The organism is Pseudomonas capsici (genome assembly GCF_017165765.1).
Lineage (GTDB): Bacteria > Pseudomonadota > Gammaproteobacteria > Pseudomonadales > Pseudomonadaceae > Aquipseudomonas > Aquipseudomonas capsici.
This window is the reverse complement of record NZ_JAFGZD010000007.1, coordinates 188,023-208,424: the sequence shown is the minus strand read 5'-3', so window position 1 is coordinate 208,424 and position 20,402 is coordinate 188,023. Positions and strand designations below refer to the sequence as shown.

Genomic DNA, 20,402 nt, shown 5'->3' with positions numbered 1-20,402 from the left:
GCTCACAAGTAAAATACTTGAGTCAGCCAAGCGGATATTAGCAAACAGATGGCAAATCGCCCAACGACCCTCCTTACTTCAGCATTTCAACTTGCGGCAATTCCATCGCCTGAACCTCGCCCTGCAGGAAGTCACTTAGTCGCCGTAACCGCTCTAGACCGGGCCTCGTCCTGGGCCAGACCAGATAATAGTTCTCGCCGCTGAACACTGCGGTACGCCAGGGCAGGCTCAAACGGCCTTGTGCCACGTCTTCGGCCACCATCAATAAATCGCCCATCGACAGCCCGTAACCTCGGGCAGCCGCGATCATGCCCAGCTCCAGGGTGTCGAAAACCTGACCGCCCCTGAGCGAAACCCTGTCCGCCAGCCCCATGCGGTTCAACCAGGTGCGCCAGTCACGCCGATCCGGTGTCGGGTGCAGCAGCTCGATACTGGCCAGCCGCTCGACATCCCAAGGGGGATCCTGCAGAAAGGCAGGGGCACCCACCGGGATCAGATATTCCGGAAACAGCAGGGTCGCCTCCCAGTCCGGCGGAAAATGTCCGCGACTCAAGAGAACTGCACAGTCGAATGGCTCCTGCGAAAAGTCCACGGAATCGATGTCCATCCAGGCGCTGGTCAACTGGACTTCGTTACCCACCTGCAGATGGCGAAAACGGCTGAGCCGCGCCAACAGCCAGCGCATGGTCAGGGTCGACGGGGCCTTCATGCGCAAGATGCCTTCTTCAGCCTGTAACGTGCTGCAGGCACGCTCCAGTGCCTGAAATCCGTCACATACACCGGGTAATAAAGCGCGGGCAGCTTCAGTGAGCTGCAAGTTGCGGCCATTACGCTGAAAAAGTCGGCAGGAAAAGTGATCTTCAAGCGTACGAATATGACGACTTACAGCACTTTGAGTTATCGACAGCTCTTCTGCCGCACGTGTGAACGAGGCATGTCGAGCGGCCGCTTCAAAAGCACGTAATGCATATAAAGGCGCAAGCTTACGAGGCATGTGGATATCCCGACACGATAAAGCGCAACTGTACGCCAATTACACTCACATGAGTTTTTATCATGCTGATGATCGGATTTATCGCTTTGTGCTTGAGCGCTGGAATATCGAGAATATGCAGCCAATAAGTAGACGTGAAGTAGAGCCTCCCCATCATGCGACAGCCTGCCCTCAAAGAACTCTGGATCATCCTGCGCCTGGCCGGGCCGTTGATCGCATCGCAGATGGCGCACATGCTGATGGTGTTCACCGATACGGTGATGATGGGCAAGATCGGGCCTGAAGCGCTGGCCGGTGGAGGCCTGGGCGCTGCTACCTACAGTTTTGTCTCGTTTTTCTGTGTGGGAGTAATGGCAGCCGTCGGCACGCTGGTTGCGATTCGTCATGGCGCAAACGATACGCAAGGTGCAACACGGCTGACCCAGGCCGGTCTGTGGCTGGCGTGGGGCATGGCGCTGGCGGCTGCGCTGCTGCTCTGGAACCTTGAGCCGGTCTTGCTCAGATTCGGTCAGACCGAAGTCAACGTCCACATGGCCACTCAATTCCTGACCACCCTGCCGCTGGCGCTTCCCGGCCTGCTCAGCTTCATGGCTCTGCGCGGTTTCACCAGTGCCCTCGGACGTGCAGGCCCGGTCATGACCATCAGCCTGGCCGGGGCCGGGGCCAACTTCGCGCTCAACTACATGATGATCCACGGCTGGTTCGGCCTGCCCAACCTCGGCCTGATGGGCATCGGGCTGATCACTGCGATAGTGACCAACTGCATGGCACTGGCGCTGGCCCTGCATATACGCCGCCATCCTGCTTATGCGGCCTATCCGATTCGCAAAGGGCTGTGGCAATTGTCTGGCAGCCATCTCAAGGAGCTCTGGAACCTCGGCCTGCCGATTGGCGGAACCTATGCCGTGGAAGTAGGCCTGTTCACCTTTGCGGCATTCTGCATGGGAGCCATGGGCAGCACGCAGATGGCTGCGCATCAGATCGCCGTACAGACAGTGTCCATGGCGTTCATGATTCCGGTAGGGATTTCCTATGCTGTCACCATGCGCATCGGCCAGCATTACGGGGCGGGCAATATAGTGATGGCTCGCACCGCCGGGCGACTGGGTATCTCGTTCGGCGGGGCCGTGATGCTGATGTTCGGCGTGCTGTTCTGGCTCGCACCTCATCAGGTCATCGGCCTGTTTCTCGACCTCAATGACCCGGCGTTCACCGAGATTGTGATCCTGGCAGTAAAACTGCTGGCCATCGCAGCGTGGTTCGAGTTGCTCGATGGCACACAGACCATCGCAATGGGCGCCATTCGCGGGCTCAAGGACGCCAAGACCACCTTTCTGATCGGGCTGGTCTGCTACTGGCTGGTAGCAGCGCCTGCGGCATGGCTGCTGGCCTTTTCGACGGATCTGGGTGCAGAGGGTGTCTGGTGGGGGCTGGCGCTGGGCCTGCTGTGTTCGGCCGTGGCCCTGACCTGGGCGTTCGAGAAAAAGACCGCGCGGTTGATAAAGGTGGAGTCGAAGCGGGAGCCTGAAGAGGCTCTGGATGCCATTCATCCATGACGGAAACGAATCAGGCGGGCTTCATAGCGTATTAGCGAATGGATTCGCGCCTGTGGACCGATCCAGGTAGTCAGCCAGTTCAGCCATCGGCAACGGTCGGCTGATGAGATAACCCTGCACCTGATTGCAGCCAAAGCTGCGCAACAGCGCCAGTTGCTCAGGGTTCTCGACGCCTTCGGCCACCACTTCCAGGCTCAGGTTGTGGGCCAGGTTGATCATTGCCTGGACCAGCTTGCGATTCTGCTCCATTTCGCCGACAAAACTTTTGTCGATCTTGAGCAGTTCGATCGGCAGGCTGTTGAGGTGCATGAAGGAAGAAAAGCCGGTGCCGAAGTCATCCAGGGAAAAGCGCACGCCCAATCGGCGCAACGCGTCCATGATCTGGCGTACCTGTTCACTGCTGCGCATGACCGACGTTTCGGTCAGCTCGAATTCCAGCCAGCGTGCGTCGATATCATGCTCGGCGATCAGGCGGCTGAGGGTCGGCAGGAGCTGACTGTCCTGAAACTGTCGGAACGACAGGTTGATCGCCATGTGCAGCGGTGCAAAACCCCGATCGCGCAAGGCCTGCATATCTCGCAAGGCGCGGTAGATGACCCAGTATCCCAACGGCACGATCATGCCGCTCTGCTCGGCCAGCGGCACGAACTCGCTGGGCAGCAGCAGGCCGCGCTCGCTGTGACGCCAGCGCACCAATGCCTCCAGGCCGACAACAGCACCGCTTTCCAGACACAGACGCGGCTGGTAATGCAGCTCAAGTTCGTCATTGCGCAAGGCCTTGCGCAGTTCAGCCTCAAGGTCCGCAAGGCTGCGGGCATTGCGGTTGATGCTGTGATCGAAGAGGTGGAAGGTGCAGCCCTGAAGGCTCTTGGCCTGACGCATGGCGATATGGGCGTGCCACATCAAGGGATCGGCGCCGGTTTCGGGCCGGGCATGAGCAATACCAAGGCTGCAGCCGAGCAGCAGGCTTTCACCATCGATCCAGTAAGGCTCGGACAAGGCATCGGTAATGCGCTCTGCCATCTGTACCGCACGCTCTGGCGTATGGCGGGTGTCGATCAGCAAAGCGAACTCGTCACCGCCCAGGCGGGCGATCTGATCCCCGACGTCGAGCTGGTTTCTGAGTCGCGCTACCACTTGCAGGATCAACCGGTCACCGGCCTGATGGCCCAGGGCATCGTTGGCGCGGCGGAAGTTGTCGAGATCCAGATGCCCCAGGGCAAAACCGCTGCTGTCGGCCAGACGGGCTGCCAGTAACGTCTGAAAACCCTGTCGGTTGGCGATACCGGTCAGTGGGTCCTGGCCAGCGAGGCGTTGCAGAGTGTCCTCCAACGCTCCGCGCTCACGTACATGACGCAGACAGCGGCGAAGGGTATCGGTTGTGAGGCTGTCACGGACCAGCCAGTCACTGACGCCCATCGGCGCGACGAACGGTTCCTCTTCGAGCAGCAATACCGTCGGTAATGAGCAGCTTGTGGCGGGCGGTTGCAGTTCGGGAGTCGTCAGCAGCAAGGCGGGGCGCGGGCTGTCGAGTTGGCTGTTGAAAACGTCCCAGTCAGCGGCCTGATACACAATGACCTCATCACCCAACGGGGTCAGACAATTGCTCAACAGAGCCAGCCATGCAGGCTCTGGAGCCAATAACAGCAACCTCAGGGGATCAGGCACGCTAACTCCTTAACTGCAAAGGAAAAACCGATTACCACCCAAGCAAAAAGGGTGTGACTGATGGACGCACATTCGCACTGCGGCAAATGTAACAAAAACAAAAAATTTAGATAGCTGCCACTGTCGCTCAACGATGAGCGCTGCATAAATGCGCGGGCCTGTTAAAATGCCCGACCTTTTTCGCAACAGATATCCCTACCGCCATGTCCCGACTCAATCCCCGGCAACAGGAAGCCGTGAACTATGTCGGCGGCCCTCTTTTGGTGCTCGCCGGTGCAGGCTCCGGCAAGACCAGCGTGATCACACGCAAGATCGCCCATCTGATCCAGAACTGCGGCATCCGTGCGCAGTACATCGTGGCCATGACCTTTACCAACAAGGCTGCCCGGGAGATGAAGGAACGGGTCGGCACGCTGCTGCGCGGTGGCGAAGGTCGCGGCCTGACGGTATCGACGTTCCACAACCTGGGCCTGAACATCATCCGCAAGGAGCATGTGCGGCTGGGCTACAAGCCCGGTTTCTCGATCTTCGACGAAACCGACGTCAAGGCCCTGATGACCGACATCATGCAGAAGGAATATTCGGGCGACGACGGCGTCGACGAGATCAAGAACATGATCGGTGCCTGGAAGAACGACCTGATCCTGCCCCCCGAAGCGCTGGCCAATGCCCGCAACCCCAAGGAACAGACCGCCGCCATCGTCTACACCCACTACCAGCGCACGCTCAAGGCGTACAACGCGGTAGACTTCGACGACCTGATCCTGCTGCCGGTCAAGCTGTTCCAGGAACACGCCGACATTCTGGAAAAGTGGCAGAACAAGGTCCGCTACCTGCTGGTGGACGAATACCAGGACACCAACGCCAGCCAGTACCTGCTGGTCAAACTGCTGATCGGCACCCGGCACCAGTTCACCGTCGTAGGCGACGACGACCAGTCGATCTACGCCTGGCGCGGTGCACGACCGGAAAACCTGATGCTGCTCAAGGAAGACTATCCCTCCCTGAAAGTCGTGATGCTGGAGCAGAACTATCGCTCCACCAGCCGCATCCTGCGCTGCGCCAACGTGCTGATCTCCAACAACCCGCACGCCTTCGAGAAGCAGCTCTGGAGTGAAATGGGCCATGGCGACGAGATCCGCGTGATCCGCTGTCGCAACGAGGATGCCGAAGCCGAACGGGTGGCGATGGAAATCCTCACCCTGCACTTGCGCACCGACCGGCCCTACAGCGATTTCGCCATCCTCTATCGCGGCAACTACCAGGCCAAGCTGATCGAGCTGAAATTGCAGCACCATCAGATTCCCTATCGCCTGTCGGGCGGCAACAGCTTCTTCGGCCGCCAGGAAGTGAAGGACCTGATGGCCTACTTCCGCCTGCTGGTCAATCCGGACGACGACAACGCCTTCCTGCGCGTCATCAACGTTCCGCGCCGGGAAATCGGCTCCACGACCCTGGAAAAACTCGGCAACTACGCCACCGAGCGCAAGGTTTCGATGTACGCCGCCACCGAGGAAATCGGGCTGCGCGAACACCTGGACAGCCGTTTCACCGACCGCCTGCAACGCTTCAAGCGCTGGATGGACGGCGTGCGCCAGCAATGTGCGCAGAACGACCCTATCGCGGCACTGCGCAGCATGGTCATGGATATCGATTACGAGAACTGGATTCGTCAGAACAGTTCCAGCGACAAGGCCGCCGATTACCGCATGGGCAACGTCTGGTTCCTCATCGAGGCGCTGAAGAACACCCTGGAAAAAGACGAAGACGGCGGCATGACCATCGAAGAGGCCATCGGCAAGCTGGTCCTGCGCGATATGCTCGAACGCCAGCAGGAAGAGGAAGACGGTGCCGAAGGCGTGCAAATGATGACCCTGCATGCTTCCAAGGGGCTGGAGTTTCCTTACGTGTTCATCATGGGCATGGAAGAGGAAATCCTGCCACACCGCTCCAGCATCGAGGCCGATACCATCGAGGAAGAGCGTCGTCTGGCCTACGTGGGTATCACCCGTGCACGGCAGACACTGGCGTTCACCTTTGCCGCCAAGCGCAAGCAATACGGCGAGATCATCGACTGCGCGCCAAGCCGTTTTCTGGATGAGCTGCCGCCGGACGATCTGGCCTGGGAAGGCAACGACGATACGCCAACCGAGGTAAAGGCCGTACGCGGCAATACCGCCCTGGCGGATATCCGCGCCATGCTCAAACGCTGAAACCTGAACAGAAAACGATCAACTATTGCGCACTGGCGCACCCAAGGAATCGAAGTGGAAGCACTGCACAAGAAAATTCGCGAAGAGGGCATCGTACTTTCTGATCAGGTCTTGAAGGTCGATGCATTTCTCAATCATCAGATCGACCCGGCACTGATGAAAGCCATCGGTGACGAGTTCGCCCGGCTGTTCGCGGATGCAGGCATCACCAAGATCGTCACCATCGAAGCTTCGGGCATCGCTCCGGCAGTAATGGCCGGTCTGAACCTCGGTGTGCCGGTGATCTTCGCCCGCAAGCATCAGTCGCTGACTCTGACCGAAAACCTGCTGTCGGCTACGGTCTACTCCTTCACCAAGCAGGTCGAAAGCACTGTCGCCATCTCGCCACGGCACCTGAACAGCAACGACAACGTGCTGATCATCGATGACTTCCTGGCCAACGGCAAAGCTTCCCAGGCCCTGATCTCGATCATCAAGCAGGCCGGTGCCAAGGTTGCCGGACTGGGTATCGTGATCGAGAAGTCCTTTCAGGGTGGCCGTGCCGAACTGGATGCGCAGGGTTATCGCGTTGAATCCCTGGCACGGGTGGAGTCGCTGGCTGGCGGCGTGGTGACGTTCAAGTAAGGTCAGTCCGTTAACCCGAGCGAGCGCAAACGGCGATACAAGGTGCGCTCGCTCAGCCCCAGCTCCCTGGCCAGTTCGCTGCGTGAGCCCTTGAACACACTCAGCGCATGGGCCAGTTTCTCCAGCCCATCGTCCTTGCGGCGATAACCGGGCAAACCGCCCTCTGCATGGCCTTGCACTTCTGCGGGCAAATCCTGAACACGAATGATGCCGTCGTCGGTGAACAACCGGGCGCGCTCCAGAATGTTGCGCAACTCCCGGATATTGCCGGGGTAGCCATACAGACAAAGCAACTTCATCGCTGCCGGATCGATACGCGGCACAGCCCCTTGCGCCGAGCGCTGCAACAGGCTGTCGATGAGCAAGGGCAAATCCTCGCTGCGCTCGCGCAAGGCAGGCAGCCGGATCGGAAAGCCGCTGATGCGATAGAACAGGTCCTGGCGGAAACTGCCTTCGGTGACCATATCCTTGAGTGGCTTGTGAGTGGCGCAAACCAGTCGGAAATCGGAATGCACCGTGCGCAGGCTGCCCACGGGCCGGAAGCTGCCGGACTCGATCAGCCTCAGCAGTTTGACCTGCATGGCCAGTGGCACTTCACCGATCTCATCAAGAAACAGCGTACCGCCATGCGCGGCTTCGGCCAGGCCTGTCTTGCGTTGCAAGGCACCTGTGAACGCTCCCTTCTCGTAGCCGAACAGCTCACTTTCCAACAAGGTTTCTGTCAGGCCGGTGCAGTCGACCACCACCAGCGGACCATTGGCCCTTGAGCTGCTGGCATGCAGGGCGCGGGCGAACAACTCCTTGCCGGTACCCGACTCGCCTTGCAGCAGGACCGGAATCTGCGACGGCGCGGCACGCTGAAGCTCGGCCAGTACCCGCTTGAATGCAGCCGAACGCCCCACCAGCCCGTGTTGCTGCGGCTGCACCGAGGCCACGGCAACCGTGCTCAAACGCTCGACATAGGCAATGACGACACCTTGATCATCGAGGATCGGGCGCAGCTCCACATCCACATGCTCAGGGCCACGCGGAGTGTGATGAATATGCAGCAGCCTCTCCGCCAGCCGCGTTTCATGAGCCTTGCGCATCGGGCAATGCTCGCCTGCCTGATCGCAGGGCACCGCGAACTGGTGGGAAACCCGATAGCACTTCTCGCCGATATGGGGCCTGCCCTCTATACCAAACTGACGCTGATAGGCCGTGTTGGCGGCAATGATGTTGTACTGCGTGTCGAGAACGATGCTGGGGCGCTCGTCATGTTCAAGGTATGACACCAGGGACTGCATCTGCCTGCCTGGAAGTTGACCGGCTACGAGTGACATGTGGGCTCCTGTTGATGGTGCGTGCAGATTAACCCAATTGACTGCCATCGACTGCCAGATACTGCCACCCGACTGCCAGAATCTGGCAGTTCTCGGGAATTGGCAGAGAACGCCATGCTCTGCTCAACTGACCGGAATCAAGCATTCATTGGGTAATCCGCCCACCGGTATCGATTGGCATGCTTATTGGTATGCATAGACAAGACTGCCAATCGCTGCCTGCCTGCGCTTGTGTGGGTAACTCCATTTACGGCCACGGGGACACAGCAATGATTATCGGGGACAGGCTGTATGTCGAAGGACTCTTCGACAGCCATACATGGACCATCAGTTATCTGGTGATGGATCTGGTCAGCAAGCAATGCGCGCTGATCGACAGCGTGCTGGACTACGACCCGAAATCCGGGCGCACCGCCACCGAATCGGCCGACCGTCTGATCGAAAGGGTCAAGGTTCTGGAAGCATCGGTGCAGTGGATACTGGAAACCCATGTCCATGCGGACCATGTGTCGGCAGCGCCGTACCTGAAACGGCAACTGGGCGGACAGATCGCCATCGGCAGCCACATCACGGCCGTACAACAGGTCTTTGGCAAGCTGTTCAATGCTCCTGAGGACTTCGCACGGGACGGCACCCAGTTCGATGTGCTGCTGGATGACGAGGGCGCATTCTCCATCGGCTCGCTGCAGGCCAGGGCGCTGCATACCCCCGGCCATACGCCTGCGTGCATGACCTATCTGGTGCAGATCGGCGACGAAACGGTTGCGTTCGTCGGCGATACGCTGTTCATGCCCGACTACGGCACAGCCCGCTGCGACTTCCCGGGGGCCGATGCGCGCACGCTGTATCGCTCCATCCACCGAATCCTGAGCCTGCCGCCACAGACCCGGCTGTTCATGTGCCATGACTACCTGCCCAATGGCCGCGAACTGCAATACATGACCACCGTTGCCGAACAGCGCGCCAACAACATCCATGTGCATGAAGGCATCGACGAAGACGCCTTCGTCAAAATGCGCGAAACGCGGGATGCCACCCTGGAAATGCCGGTCCTGATGCTGCCCTCGGTGCAGATCAACATGCGCTGCGGCCACTTCCCCGAACCGGAAGACAACGGCGTCAGCTACCTGAAAATTCCGCTTAACGTTCTTTGAATCGCTGCCATGCGTCTGGAAACCTGACATGAGCCTGAACTCCCCTGCCCACCAGATAGTGATCGTCGGTGCCGGAGCCGCCGGAATCGCCACCGCCGCAAGCCTGCTGGCTCGCGATGCATCGCTGGATATCGCCCTCATTGATCCTGCCGACACCCACTATTACCAGCCGGGCTGGACGCTGGTCGGGGCCGGAGTTTTCCAGCCGTCATCGACAGCCCGCAGCATGGCTTCGCTGATCCCCAGAGGCGTGAAGTGGATCAAGGCGGCCGTGGCGAGCTTCGAGCCTGATGCCAATGCCGTGATCCTGGAGGACGGACGCAGCCTGGGTTACCAGCAACTGGTGGTCTGTCCCGGCCTGAAGCTGGACTGGGCCGCCATCGAGGGATTGGTCGAAACATTGGGGAGCAACGGAGTAACGTCCAACTATCGCTATGACCTGGCCCCTTACACTTGGGAGCTGGTTCAAGGGCTCAAGGGCGGCCAGGCCCTGTTCACTCAGCCGCCGATGCCGATCAAATGCGCCGGAGCCCCCCAGAAGGCGATGTATCTCTCCTGCGATCACTGGCTAAGATCCGGCCATCTGGGACAGATCAATACCCGGTTCTACAATGCCGGAGCCGTGCTGTTCGGGGTGCCGGACTATGTGCCGGCCTTGATGGAGTATGTCGAACGCTATGCTATCGACCTGAAGTTCGGCCACAGGCTGGTGGCGGTCAACGGGCCTGCAAAACGCGCCACTTTCATCCAGACCCGCGCAGACGGAACCAGCGAGACTGTCGAACAAGGCTTCGACATGCTGCATGTGGTGCCGCCCCAGACAGCACCGGACTTCATTCGCTCAAGCCCTTTGGCCGACACCGCAGGCTGGCTGGACGTCGATCCGGCCACATTGATGCATCGCCGATTCAGCAATATTTTCTGCCTGGGCGATGCCATCAATACCAGCAACGCCAAAACCGCAGCGGCTGCCCGGAAACAGGCCCCGGTGGTTGCCGTCAATGTGCTGGTTGCTATGGGCCGCGCAGCAAGACAGGCCGCTTATGACGGCTACGGCTCCTGCCCGCTCACCGTGGAACGGGGCAAGATCGTACTGGCTGAATTCACCTACGGCGGCAAGGTCGCCCCCAGCTTCCCGCTCTGGCTCTTCGATGGACGTCACCCGACACGATTGGCCTGGTGGCTGAAAGAACGTGTGCTGCCACCGCTCTACTGGCAAGGCATGCTCAAGGGGCGCGAATGGCTGGCCAGACCACAACCGGCAGCCGTACAACATGGATGAACATCAACTGCTGGGCGCAGGCCTGGGGGCGATCATTGGCGCAATACTGGCGCTGACCGGTGCAGGCGGCGGGATTCTGGCCGTACCGCTGCTGGTTTTCGGGCTGGGGCTGTCGATGGTCGAGGCCGCGCCCGTCGGCTTGCTGGCCGTGGGCCTGGCGGCGGCACTGGGTGCCATTCTGGGCTTGAGACAGGGCATTGTCCGCTATCGGGCCGCGGCCTATATCGCCGGGATCGGTGTCGTCATGGCGCCATTGGGCCTGTGGCTTGCCCATCGTGTGCCCAATACGCCGTTGCTGCTGATCTTTTCCGGGGTGATGTTCTATGCCTGCGGGCGGATCTTCATCAAGGCCAGCCGCGAGTTGAAGCACGGCCCCACAGCCTGTCGTCAGGAAGTCTTGCCTTGTGTGCTCAATCCGCTGCAAGGTCGACTGCGTTGGACCATGCCCTGCATCCGGGCGCTGACCCTGACCGGTATGACCTCAGGCCTGCTGTCGGGGTTACTGGGCGTAGGCGGCGGATTTGTCATCATCCCGGCGCTGACACGCTACAGCGACCTTAACCCGAAAAGTGTGGTCGCCACCTCGTTGGCGGTCATTGCACTGGTGTCGACCGGCAGTGTTATCACGGCATCGCTGGCTGGCGTGATGCACTGGGCAGTCGGAGCCCCGTTCGCCCTGGGAGCCATGATCGGGCTGCTGGGCGGCAGGCAGGTTTCCCACCACCTTGCAGGCCCTCGCTTGCAGCAACTGTTCGCCATTGCCGGATGGGTTGCTGCGGCCATGCTCGTTTTCAGCGTCCTGACTTGAAGGAAATCGCAATGCTCATCGATTGGCTTCACTTCACACCCTGGTCAGCACTGGCCGGCGGCCTGCTCATCGGCCTGGCTGCCAGCCTGTTCGTACTGGGCAACGGACGCATCACCGGGATCAGCGGTTTACTGGCCAGTCTGTTGCAGCAGGGCGAAGGCCGCAACGAGAAGGCACTGTTCATCGTCGGTCTGCTGGTGTCGCCACTGATCTGGGGGTTGTTCAGCGCATGGCCCGCCATGTCGTTTGAAACCTCATGGCCCGGCCTGATTGTGGCAGGCCTGCTGGTCGGCATCGGCACCCGTTATGGCTCCGGCTGCACCAGCGGCCATGGCGTCTGCGGTATCGCTCGCCTGTCACCGCGCTCGATGGTGGCAACCGTGATCTTCATGCTGGCAGGTTTCAGCACAGTCTTCATTCTTCGCCACCTGTCGGGGAACTGAGCATGCGCCCATTCATTGCATTACTGGCCGGAGTGCTGTTTGGCATCGGTCTTTTATTGGCCGGCATGACCAACCCGGCCAAGGTTCTGGGCTTTCTCGACCTCGCCGGGCAATGGGACCCTTCACTGGCGTTTGTCATGCTTGGAGCCATCACCGTGGCTTTCCTGCCGTTTCGCTGGGCCGGCAAACGCAGTCAGTCGCTGCTCGGAGCCCCCATGCAACTGCCGACCAACCGCACGCTGGACAAGCGCCTGATCGGCGGCAGCCTGCTGTTCGGCATCGGCTGGGGTATTGCCGGGCTGTGCCCCGGGCCCAGCGTCGCTCTGCTGCTCACACTGCAATGGCAACCACTGGTTTTCGTGCTTTCCATGCTGGCTGGAATGCTGATATTCCAGGCTCTGGAAAACCGCTCAAAGCGCTGATTCGACAGAGCTCTGCAAGCCGGCCAGCAACAGACGCTGATACAACTCCTCACGCAGGCCTTCAGGCTGATCGAGTTGCATACGTTGCAGGTGCGCGGCATAAGCCGAAGGCTCGGGCGCATCCAGGGTGGCTTTGCCCAGCTCCAGAAGCTCGCTGAGCTTGAATTTGCTCTTGAGCCAGTTCAAGGCTCGTAGCAGATCACGCTCCTGTGAAGTGAAATCACAGCCCAGTGGGTATTCAGTGAACAACGCCGAGTAGCGGGATGCGATGTCCTGCAAACGCGCAGGCGTGTTATCGGTAAAACGCGGGTCGAGGTGAAAGCCCTTCGGCAGCTTGCCCGCCTTTTGCGCCTGCTCAATCAGGCCTTCCTGAAAACGCGAGTCGCTGATATTCAGCAGTCGCTCGATCACCGTCGCATCGGTCTGGCCACGCAGGTCGGCAATGCCGTACTCGGTCACGACGATATCGCGCAGGTGCCGGGGAATGGTCGCATGGCCATATTCCCAGACGATATTGGAACTGATCTCGCCGCCCGACTCCCGCCAACTGCGCAAAATCAGGATCGAGCGTGCGTCCTCCAGCGCATGGGCCTGGGAAACGAAGTTGTACTGCCCGCCGACGCCACTGAGCACACGTCCGTCTTCCAGTTGATCGGACACCGCTGCGCCCATCAGGGTCATGGTGAACGCACTGTTGATAAAGCGCGCATCCCGGCGTTGCAGGCGTTTGAGCTCCTCATTGCCATAGAGCTCGTTGATGTAGCTGATGGCAGTCATGTTGAACTGCGCCAGTCGCTCGGCAGGCAACTCACGCAAACGCTCATAAAAGCTCAGCGGGCCGAGGAAGAACCCGCCATGCAGCACAACGCCATCCGGGTGAACGCTTTCATCCAGGGTGCCCAGATTGGCCAGTCGTTGCAACTCGACATCGGCATACACCTTGCGCCGCACAATGCCAGCGTCGGCCAGTACCAACAGGCCGTTGACGAACATTTCACTGCACCCGTAAAGCCCGTTGGCAAAAGGCTGGACGCCGCCTTCGCGGTCGATCAGGGTCTGCCAGTTGCTCATGTTCAGTTCCGCGAGCAACCCGCGATAGCTGTCGTTATTGGCCTGCCGGGCCAGCAGCGCGGCGGTCAAAGCATCCCCCATGGAGCCAATGCCGATCTGCAAGGTGCCGCCATCGCGAACCAGAGTGCTGGCATGCAGGCCGATGAAATGATCCTGAAAGCCAACGGGCATATTGGGCGTCGAGAACAGAACGCTGCGCTCATGCTCATCGAGCAGCAGATCGAAGGCTTCGGCATCCAGTTCGGAATCGCCGGGCATATAGGGCAGATCGGCATGAATCTGACCCAGTATCAGAATCGTCTCGCCCGCGGCCCGCCGTTTGGCAACCATCGGCAGCAGATCGAGGGTCACGTCAGGGTTGCAGCTCAGGCTCAACTTGCCGGGCCGCTGTTCATCACAGGCCACCAGTTGCGCAATCAGGTTCAGGCCACTGGCATTGATGTCCCGGGCTGCATGGCTGTAGTTGCTGCTGACATAACTCTGCTGGGCAGACTCGCTGTTGAGCAGACTGCCGGGCTGCATGAAGAATTGCTGGATGTGAATGTTCGGCGGCAGGTTGTCACGGCGCAGCGCCGACAGGAACTCCAGCTCCAGATAATCCCCGAAAACCCGCTCCAGAAACGGCTCCAGAAAACGCCCCTGCAACCCCTCACCCGCCGGCGGCCGCCCCAGACTCAGCGCGGTATAAATCGTCAGTTGCCGCTCGGGAAGCTGGCTGATGCGCTCGTACAGCGCATTGACGAACCGATTGGGCTTGCCCAACCCCAAAGGCATGCCCATGTGAATATGCTCGGGCAACTGCGCGAGCACATGATCGACGGCTTGCTCAATGGAACAGGACCTTGGCATCCGAACTCTCCGGGGTTGTGGCTGGTGGAGGTTGGACCGCCTTCAGTGAACAGCGTTGCGAGCCGCTGCGGGATTTCTTATGTGCGACTGGCCGCCCTGGTGATCAAGGGTGAGCAACGACTCTGGCTTGCAACTCCACGCCCATGGCACGCATTACCTTGATAATGGTGTCGAAACGGGGCTTTGCACCCGGTGCCAGCGCTTTGTACAGGCTCGCACGCCCAAGCCCCGAATCCCTGGCAATCTGCGCCATGCCACGGGCTTTCGCCACATGACCAACAGCACGTATCAACTCATCGGTATCGCCTTCGGCCAGCACCTGGGAAAGGTATTCGGTTATTGCTTCATCACTGTCCAGCAGCGATGCCATGTCAAAAGGCACGAGGATCTCGTTCATCATCAAACCTCCTTAGCCATTGATTTAGCCCGCTTTATATCGGCAGGCTGGGTTGATTTATCGCCTCCCACCAAGAGGACAATGAGGGTCCTGTCGCGGGTTGTGAAATAGACACGGTAGCCAACGCCTACATCCACGCGCATCTCGGAAACACCTTCGCCGACCGACTTCACATCCCCCAGATTACCTGCGGATGCACGCTCGATGCGCCGGGCAATGGCGATTCTTGCACGCATGTCACGCAAGGCGGCATGCCATAAAGCAAAAGTACTGGTTTGCTGAACACTATAAGTCATGACCCGATTGTATCCAAGTGGATACAGACTATCATGAAAACTCTGTAAGAATTTCTGTCGCTCAGCCTTTGGCTTTCAGCCCCACAAAAAAACCGCCGGGGATCAGGCATCCACGGCGGTTCTGGATACAGCGCAGGACTTACTTGAGGCCAGACATCTTCTGAATGGCGCCTTTGAGCTCTTCATCGGTGCAGTCGCCACAGGTGCCTTTGGGGGGCATGGCGTTGAGGCCGGTTATGGCCTTGGCCAGCAGGCCGTCCAGGCCACCTTCTTTCTTGGCTCGCTCATCCCAGGCGGCGGTATCGCCGATCTTGGGCGCATTCAGCAGGCCGACGCTGTGGCAGGCGGTGCAGTGTTTGGCGATCACATCGTCGGGGGATTTCGCGCTGCCGCCACCGGCTGATGCGGTAACTGCAATACCTGCGCATTCCTTGCCTTGAACACAGACCTGCCCGACCGGCTCAAGTCGTTTGGCGATTTCATCATTCGTCGCTGCCTGAGCGTTGAATGCCCAAAAAGCCAACATGGCAGCCCCTGCCAGTATCTTGTTTATCAGGTTCACGCTTACACCCTCATGGTGACTAATCACGCCCGCGACCACGGTCTGGCAGGCTGGCGAATTATAGCGACTAGCCCTTGGAGCCGAAACACCCCTACAGAAAGAATGGTTATTTACCCGAAGGCCCATTCAAGGCGTGTATGGCCAGCCAGCCCGCGTACATGAGGCGATTGCGCTACTTCTGATCAAAAATTGGCCGGGGTGGCTGCGCTGATTAGTCGCGCCGGCACATCGAACGGATTGCGGAATCGATGCGGTTTGGTGCTCTCGAAATAGTAGCTGTCGCCTGCTTCGAGGATGTAGGTGTCCAGACCGACGACCAGTTCCAGTCTTCCTTCGACCAGAATTCCGGTTTCCTCGCCTTCATGCACCAGCATCTCTTCACCGGTATCGGCGCCTGGCGGATAGATTTCGTTGAGAAAGGCGATGGCCCGACCTGGATGCGACTTGCCCACCAGTTTCATGGTCACGGCACCGTCCGAGATATCGATCAACTCGCTGGCCTTATAGACGACCTGAGTCGGGTTTTCCGGCTCGAGCTCTTCGGAAAAGAACTCGACCATGGACATGGGAATCCCGCCGAGCACCTTGCGCAGGGAACTGATCGAGGGGCTGACGCTGTTTTTCTCGATCATGGAAATGGTGCTGTTGGTCACACCTGCCCGCTTGGCGAGTTCACGCTGGGACAGGCCCTTGAGCTTGCGAATGGATTGCAGTCGTTCACCGACGTCCAATGCGGCATTCCCCCTGGTTCGGTAAGGTTAAAGTCGAGATGAACGCCATGATGGCAACAGCGTTCAGTATTTACAACACCTCGGACTTTTAACCGGGCCAGCGGGCTCACTCTTGTGAGTAGACTCTCGGAACGCGTCGCAGATTGCAGAATATCTGGTAGGGAATGGTGCCAGCATGCGCCGCCACATCGCTGGCCAGCACGTTCTTGCCCCACAGCTCGACATGACTCCAGAGCCCCGCCTGGGGCAGATCGGTGAGGTCAACGCAAAGCATGTCCATGGAAACCCGCCCCAGCAGGCGACTCGGTTTGCCGTCGATCCACACCGGCGTGCCGGTAGGCGCATGCCGTGGATAACCATCGGCGTAACCCATGGCGACGACACCGACACGGGTCGGGCGCTCGGTCACGAAGATGGCGCCATAACCCACAGGCTCGCCAGCGGGCAGTTCGCGCACACCGATGATCTTCGATTCCAGGGTCATGACCGGCTGCAGCCGGTCGGCCAGCGCCTGGGACTGATCGAAGGGCGTTGCGCCATAAAGCATGATGCCAGGCCGCACCCAGTCGCTGGGGATATACGGCCAGCCCAGGACGGCCGGCGAGTTGCGCAGGCTGACTTCTGCGACCAGCCCCTTGCGGGCAGCTTCAAACACGGCCATCTGCTCGTCGCTGCGAGAACACCCAAGCTCGTCGGCACGGGCGAAATGACTCATCAGGACGATCTTCGCCACTTTGCCGGTCGCCAGCAGGCGTTGATAGCCCGCCTGAAATTCGGACGGATGCAAACCAACCCGATGCATGCCGGTGTCGAGCTTGAGCCATACGGTCAGCGGCTTACCGATACTGGCCTTTTCGATAGCTTCCAGTTGCCACAGGGAGTGCACGACGAACCACAGGTCATGCTCGACGATCAGCGCCAGTTCGTCGGCTTCGAAAAAACCCTCCAGCAGCAGGATCGGGGCACCAATGCCCGCCTCGCGCAGCTCCAGAGCTTCTTCGATGCAGGCCACGGCAAAACCATTGGCTTCGGCCTCCAGAGCCTGGGCGACACGCACCGCACCATGACCATAGGCATCGGCCTTGATGACAGCGAGGGCTTTGGCACCGGTCGCTTCGCGGGCCAGTCGGTAGTTGTGACGCAGGGCTTGAAGATCAATCAGGGCGCGGGCTGGACGCATGGGAAGATAGTTCTGACTCAGAGAAAATTGAAATTCATGATGTAAAACTCATTCGCGAAGCCCATACCCAACACATCCCTGCAGTATGTGGCCGGCCTTCGCGAATGAATCTTCTGCGGTTATGGCAACGCAGCAACCACTGAAAGCTCGACCAGGATTTCCGGCTCGCACAGTTTGGCTTCGACCGTCGCACGCGCAGGAGCGACACCTTTGGGCAGCCATTTGTCCCAGACACTGTTCATGCCGGCAAAGTGAGCATCGATGTCCTTCAGATAAATCGTGACGGACAGGATGCGGCTTTTGGTGGTGCCCGCCAGATCCAGCAAGCGCTCGATATTGTCGAGCGTCTCACGGGTCTGCTTTTCGATATCGCCCGCCATGTCGTCACCCACCTGCCCCGCCAGATAAACGGTGCCATTGTGGACGACAATCTGACTCATGCGCTCATTGGTGAGCTGGCGCTGAATGGACATGTTTTGCACTCTCCTTGGTACTGCCATAGCGGGAAATATCGAGACCTGCAGCGCTGATCTGGGGTTTTTCGCTCGCCATGAGGTCGGCCAGCAAACGCCCGGAGCCGCAAGCCATGGTCCAGCCCAGTGTTCCATGGCCGGTATTGAGGAACAGATTACGCAATGGCGTCGCACCCACAATCGGTGTGCCATCGGGCGTGGTCGGCCGCAGCCCGGTCCAGAAACCGGCCTGGGTCAGATCGCCGCCCTGAGGATAGAGGTCGTTGACGATCATCTCCAGCGTTTCGCGACGCCGAGGGTTGAGCGAAAGATCGAAACCTGCAATTTCAGCCATGCCACCGACGCGGATGCGATTGTCGAAGCGGGTAATGGCGACCTTGTAGGTTTCATCGAGGATGGTTGAAGTCGGGGCCATGTCCGGGTTGGTGATCGGCACAGTCAACGAATAGCCCTTGAGCGGATAGACCGGCGCGCGGATACCCAGCGGCTTGAGCAATTGCGGTGAGTAGCTGCCCAGCGCCAGCACATAGCGATCTGCGGTTTCGAGCTTGCCGTCGATCCAGACGCCATTGATGCGGTCGCCGGTGTGGTCGAGGCGTTCGATGGACTGGCCGTAACGGAACTCGACTCCCAGCTTGACGGCCATTTCCGCCAGACGGGTCGTGAACAGCTGGCAGTCGCCGGTCTGGTCGTTGGGCAGGCGCAATGCACCGCTCAGAATGTTGGTGACACCGGCCAGAGCCGGCTCGACCCGGGCGATGCCTTCGCGGTCCAGCAACTCGTAAGGCACACCGGACTGTTCGAGTACGGCGATGTCCTTGGCGGCGTTGTCCAGTTGCTCCTGGGTGCGGAACAACTGAGTAGTGCCCAGGCTACGGCCTTCGTAGGCGATACCGGTTTCGAGGCGCAGTTCGTCGAGGCAGTCGCGGCTGTACTCGGACAACCGCACCATGCGTTCCTTGTTCACCGCATAGCGGCTGGCCGTGCAGTTGCGCAGCATCTGCGCCATCCACAGGTATTGATCGATATCGGCCGTGACCTTGATCGCCAGCGGCGCATGGCGCTGCAGCAGCCATTTGATCGCCTTGAGCGGCACACCGGGCGCAGCCCATGGGGATGCATAGCCAGGCGATACCTGACCGGCGTTGGCAAAGCTGGTTTCCATGGCAACGGCTGGCTGACGATCGACCACTGTGACCTGAAAACCGGCACGGGCCAGATAATAGGCACTGGTTGTGCCGATCACACCACCACCAAGGACCAGAACACGCATCTCGACAACCTCTTCGCGGATATCCGCTGCCATTTCAAGTTTAAAGCAGGATTGTGTGCAGTATATTGAGCTTCGAGCAGTGTATCTCACTATATATATGCGTATATTCAGCGCTAATTCTCGGCAAAGAACGCTTTCGTAGAGGGGAAACTGCCTGTGCGCACTCAACACCAGTCAAAACGCGAGCTGGACAAGATCGACCGCAATATCCTGCGCATCCTCCAGGCAGACGGACGAATCTCGTTCACGGAGCTTGGCGAGCGGGTCGGGCTGTCGACCACACCCTGCACCGAACGGGTTCGCAGGCTGGAACGCGAAGGCATCATCATGGGCTACAACGCCCGTCTCAACCCGCAATACCTCAAGGCCAGCCTGCTGGTATTCGTGGAGATCAGCCTGGACTACAAGTCGGGCGATACCTTCGATGAGTTTCGCCGGGCCATTCTGAAGCTGCCCCATGTGCTGGAGTGCCATCTGGTATCGGGTGACTTCGATTACCTGGTCAAGGCCCGCATCTCGGAAATGGCCTCATACCGCAAGCTGCTGGGCGACATCCTGCTCAAGCTGCCCCATGTGCGGGAGTCCAAGAGCTATATCGTGATGGAAGAAGTGAAAGAGAGCCTGAACCTGCCGATTGCAGACTGAGCCCGGTGGGTCAAACCAGCACCTGCCGGGTCGAGGCCATGTAGTCATGGATCTGTTTCTCGACCCGAGGATGAATCAGCTCGGCAGGTCGCCGCCCGTTCGGGCAGGGCAAGGTCGGGGTGGTACCGAACAGGCGACAGATCAGCGGGCGTTCGTCATACACCGTGCAGCCATCGGGGCCGAGGTGCACACAGTTCAGCTCGTTCAGAGCGGCTTCCTGTTCGGCGGCGGTCTTGCGCGGCAGACGCGACATTTCTTCAGGCGAAGTGGTCACCGGGCCGCAGCAGTCGTGGCACCCAGGCACGCACTCGAAGGAGGGAATCTGGCGACGCAGATCGCGGATTCTTTCACGGTTGCAGCTCATTGAATCGACCACCCGAACACAGTGATGGAATTCTGCCTCAGTTGGCAGGCGCATGACAGCGGCTTATCCTCGCTG

Annotated in this window: 21 protein-coding genes; 9 read left to right on the top strand and 12 right to left on the bottom strand. The window is 59.6% G+C overall.

The features are described from left to right. Positions 1 to 73: 73 nt before the first annotated feature. Positions 74 to 994 carry a LysR substrate-binding domain-containing protein gene (locus JSY17_RS12340; RefSeq protein WP_206401823.1) on the bottom strand — a complete coding sequence of 307 codons (921 nt, stop codon included), beginning with the start codon at positions 992 to 994 and terminating at the stop codon, positions 74 to 76. Positions 995 to 1,149: 155 nt separating this feature from the next. Here JSY17_RS12340 and JSY17_RS12335 point away from each other — a divergent pair, with 155 nt between their 5' ends. After that, positions 1,150 to 2,550: a NorM family multidrug efflux MATE transporter gene (locus JSY17_RS12335; RefSeq protein WP_206401821.1), complete on the top strand. Its 1,401-nt coding sequence runs from the start codon at positions 1,150 to 1,152 to the stop codon at positions 2,548 to 2,550. 21 nt (positions 2,551 to 2,571) lie between these two features. Here JSY17_RS12335 and JSY17_RS12330 read toward each other — a convergent pair whose 3' ends face one another. Beyond that, complete coding sequence (locus JSY17_RS12330; protein ID WP_408636090.1) at positions 2,572 to 4,218, bottom strand: putative bifunctional diguanylate cyclase/phosphodiesterase; 1,647 nt, start codon at positions 4,216 to 4,218, stop codon at positions 2,572 to 2,574. A 203-nt stretch (positions 4,219 to 4,421) separates the two neighbouring features. On the opposite strand from JSY17_RS12330, the gene rep reads away from it, so the two are divergent. Together rep and JSY17_RS12320 are read left to right on the top strand one after the other, a co-directional pair. Further along, complete coding sequence (gene rep, locus JSY17_RS12325) at positions 4,422 to 6,431, top strand: DNA helicase Rep (protein ID WP_117163779.1); 2,010 nt, start codon at positions 4,422 to 4,424, stop codon at positions 6,429 to 6,431. 54 nt (positions 6,432 to 6,485) lie between these two features. Further along, a complete protein-coding gene (locus JSY17_RS12320; RefSeq protein ID WP_117163780.1) occupies positions 6,486 to 7,055 on the top strand; it encodes a xanthine phosphoribosyltransferase in 570 nt (189 codons plus the stop codon). Positions 7,056 to 7,057: 2 nt separating this feature from the next. On the opposite strand, the gene JSY17_RS12315 is transcribed toward JSY17_RS12320, so the two are convergent. Next, positions 7,058 to 8,377 (bottom strand): sigma-54 interaction domain-containing protein, encoded by a 1,320-nt coding sequence (locus tag JSY17_RS12315; protein WP_206401820.1) that lies wholly within the window; start codon positions 8,375 to 8,377, stop codon positions 7,058 to 7,060. A gap of 269 nt (positions 8,378 to 8,646) precedes the next feature. On the opposite strand from JSY17_RS12315, the gene JSY17_RS12310 reads away from it, so the two are divergent. From JSY17_RS12310 to JSY17_RS12290, 5 genes are read left to right on the top strand one after another with little or no spacing between them, the layout of a single operon-like run. After that, on the top strand, positions 8,647 to 9,531 hold the full coding sequence (locus JSY17_RS12310) for an MBL fold metallo-hydrolase (RefSeq protein WP_200997975.1): 885 nt from the start codon (positions 8,647 to 8,649) through the stop codon (positions 9,529 to 9,531). Positions 9,532 to 9,559: 28 nt separating this feature from the next. Then, positions 9,560 to 10,813 carry an NAD(P)/FAD-dependent oxidoreductase gene (locus JSY17_RS12305; protein ID WP_206401819.1) on the top strand — a complete coding sequence of 418 codons (1,254 nt, stop codon included), beginning with the start codon at positions 9,560 to 9,562 and terminating at the stop codon, positions 10,811 to 10,813. Then, positions 10,806 to 11,621 (top strand): sulfite exporter TauE/SafE family protein, encoded by an 816-nt coding sequence (locus JSY17_RS12300; protein WP_206401818.1) that lies wholly within the window; start codon positions 10,806 to 10,808, stop codon positions 11,619 to 11,621. The genes JSY17_RS12305 and JSY17_RS12300 overlap by 8 nt, the downstream gene beginning before the upstream one ends. 11 nt (positions 11,622 to 11,632) lie before the next feature. Next, entirely contained in the window at positions 11,633 to 12,064 is a 432-nt protein-coding gene (locus JSY17_RS12295) for a YeeE/YedE family protein (RefSeq protein WP_117180493.1), read from the top strand. Positions 12,065 to 12,066: 2 nt separating this feature from the next. Beyond that, on the top strand, positions 12,067 to 12,486 hold the full coding sequence (locus JSY17_RS12290; RefSeq protein WP_206401817.1) for a DUF6691 family protein: 420 nt from the start codon (positions 12,067 to 12,069) through the stop codon (positions 12,484 to 12,486). Here the strand turns inward: JSY17_RS12290 and JSY17_RS12285 are convergent. The 8 genes from JSY17_RS12285 to dadA form a co-directional block, all read right to left on the bottom strand. Next, the gene (locus tag JSY17_RS12285) at positions 12,475 to 14,406 is read right to left on the bottom strand and encodes an acetyl-CoA hydrolase/transferase family protein (RefSeq protein ID WP_201012616.1); all 1,932 of its coding nucleotides are present in this window, start codon (positions 14,404 to 14,406) and stop codon (positions 12,475 to 12,477) included. The two genes, JSY17_RS12290 and JSY17_RS12285, sit on opposite strands and share 12 nt — an antisense overlap. A gap of 103 nt (positions 14,407 to 14,509) precedes the next feature. Further along, complete coding sequence (locus tag JSY17_RS12280; RefSeq protein ID WP_117180495.1) at positions 14,510 to 14,803, bottom strand: addiction module antidote protein; 294 nt, start codon at positions 14,801 to 14,803, stop codon at positions 14,510 to 14,512. A 2-nt stretch (positions 14,804 to 14,805) separates the two neighbouring features. After that, entirely contained in the window at positions 14,806 to 15,099 is a 294-nt protein-coding gene (locus JSY17_RS12275) for a type II toxin-antitoxin system RelE/ParE family toxin (RefSeq protein WP_117180496.1), read from the bottom strand. 139 nt (positions 15,100 to 15,238) lie between these two features. Continuing rightward, a complete protein-coding gene (locus tag JSY17_RS12270; protein ID WP_117180497.1) occupies positions 15,239 to 15,661 on the bottom strand; it encodes a c-type cytochrome in 423 nt (140 codons plus the stop codon). Positions 15,662 to 15,843: 182 nt separating this feature from the next. After that, positions 15,844 to 16,392, bottom strand: coding sequence for a cupin domain-containing protein (locus JSY17_RS12265; protein WP_025257935.1), 549 nt, complete (start codon positions 16,390 to 16,392; stop codon positions 15,844 to 15,846). 106 nt (positions 16,393 to 16,498) lie between these two features. Continuing rightward, a complete protein-coding gene (gene alr, locus JSY17_RS12260; protein WP_206401816.1) occupies positions 16,499 to 17,572 on the bottom strand; it encodes an alanine racemase in 1,074 nt (357 codons plus the stop codon). A gap of 119 nt (positions 17,573 to 17,691) precedes the next feature. Then, on the bottom strand, positions 17,692 to 18,045 hold the full coding sequence (locus JSY17_RS12255; RefSeq protein ID WP_117163790.1) for a RidA family protein: 354 nt from the start codon (positions 18,043 to 18,045) through the stop codon (positions 17,692 to 17,694). Continuing rightward, on the bottom strand, positions 18,017 to 19,318 hold the full coding sequence (dadA, locus tag JSY17_RS12250; protein WP_025257932.1) for a D-amino acid dehydrogenase: 1,302 nt from the start codon (positions 19,316 to 19,318) through the stop codon (positions 18,017 to 18,019). Before dadA ends, JSY17_RS12255 begins: the two co-directional genes overlap by 29 nt. 156 nt (positions 19,319 to 19,474) lie before the next feature. Between dadA and JSY17_RS12245 the strand changes: the two genes are divergently transcribed. Further along, positions 19,475 to 19,963, top strand: coding sequence for an Lrp/AsnC ligand binding domain-containing protein (locus tag JSY17_RS12245; protein WP_025257931.1), 489 nt, complete (start codon positions 19,475 to 19,477; stop codon positions 19,961 to 19,963). Positions 19,964 to 19,973: 10 nt separating this feature from the next. On the opposite strand, the gene JSY17_RS12240 is transcribed toward JSY17_RS12245, so the two are convergent. Beyond that, on the bottom strand, positions 19,974 to 20,327 hold the full coding sequence (locus JSY17_RS12240; protein ID WP_117163792.1) for a YkgJ family cysteine cluster protein: 354 nt from the start codon (positions 20,325 to 20,327) through the stop codon (positions 19,974 to 19,976). Positions 20,328 to 20,402: the final 75 nt, after the last annotated feature.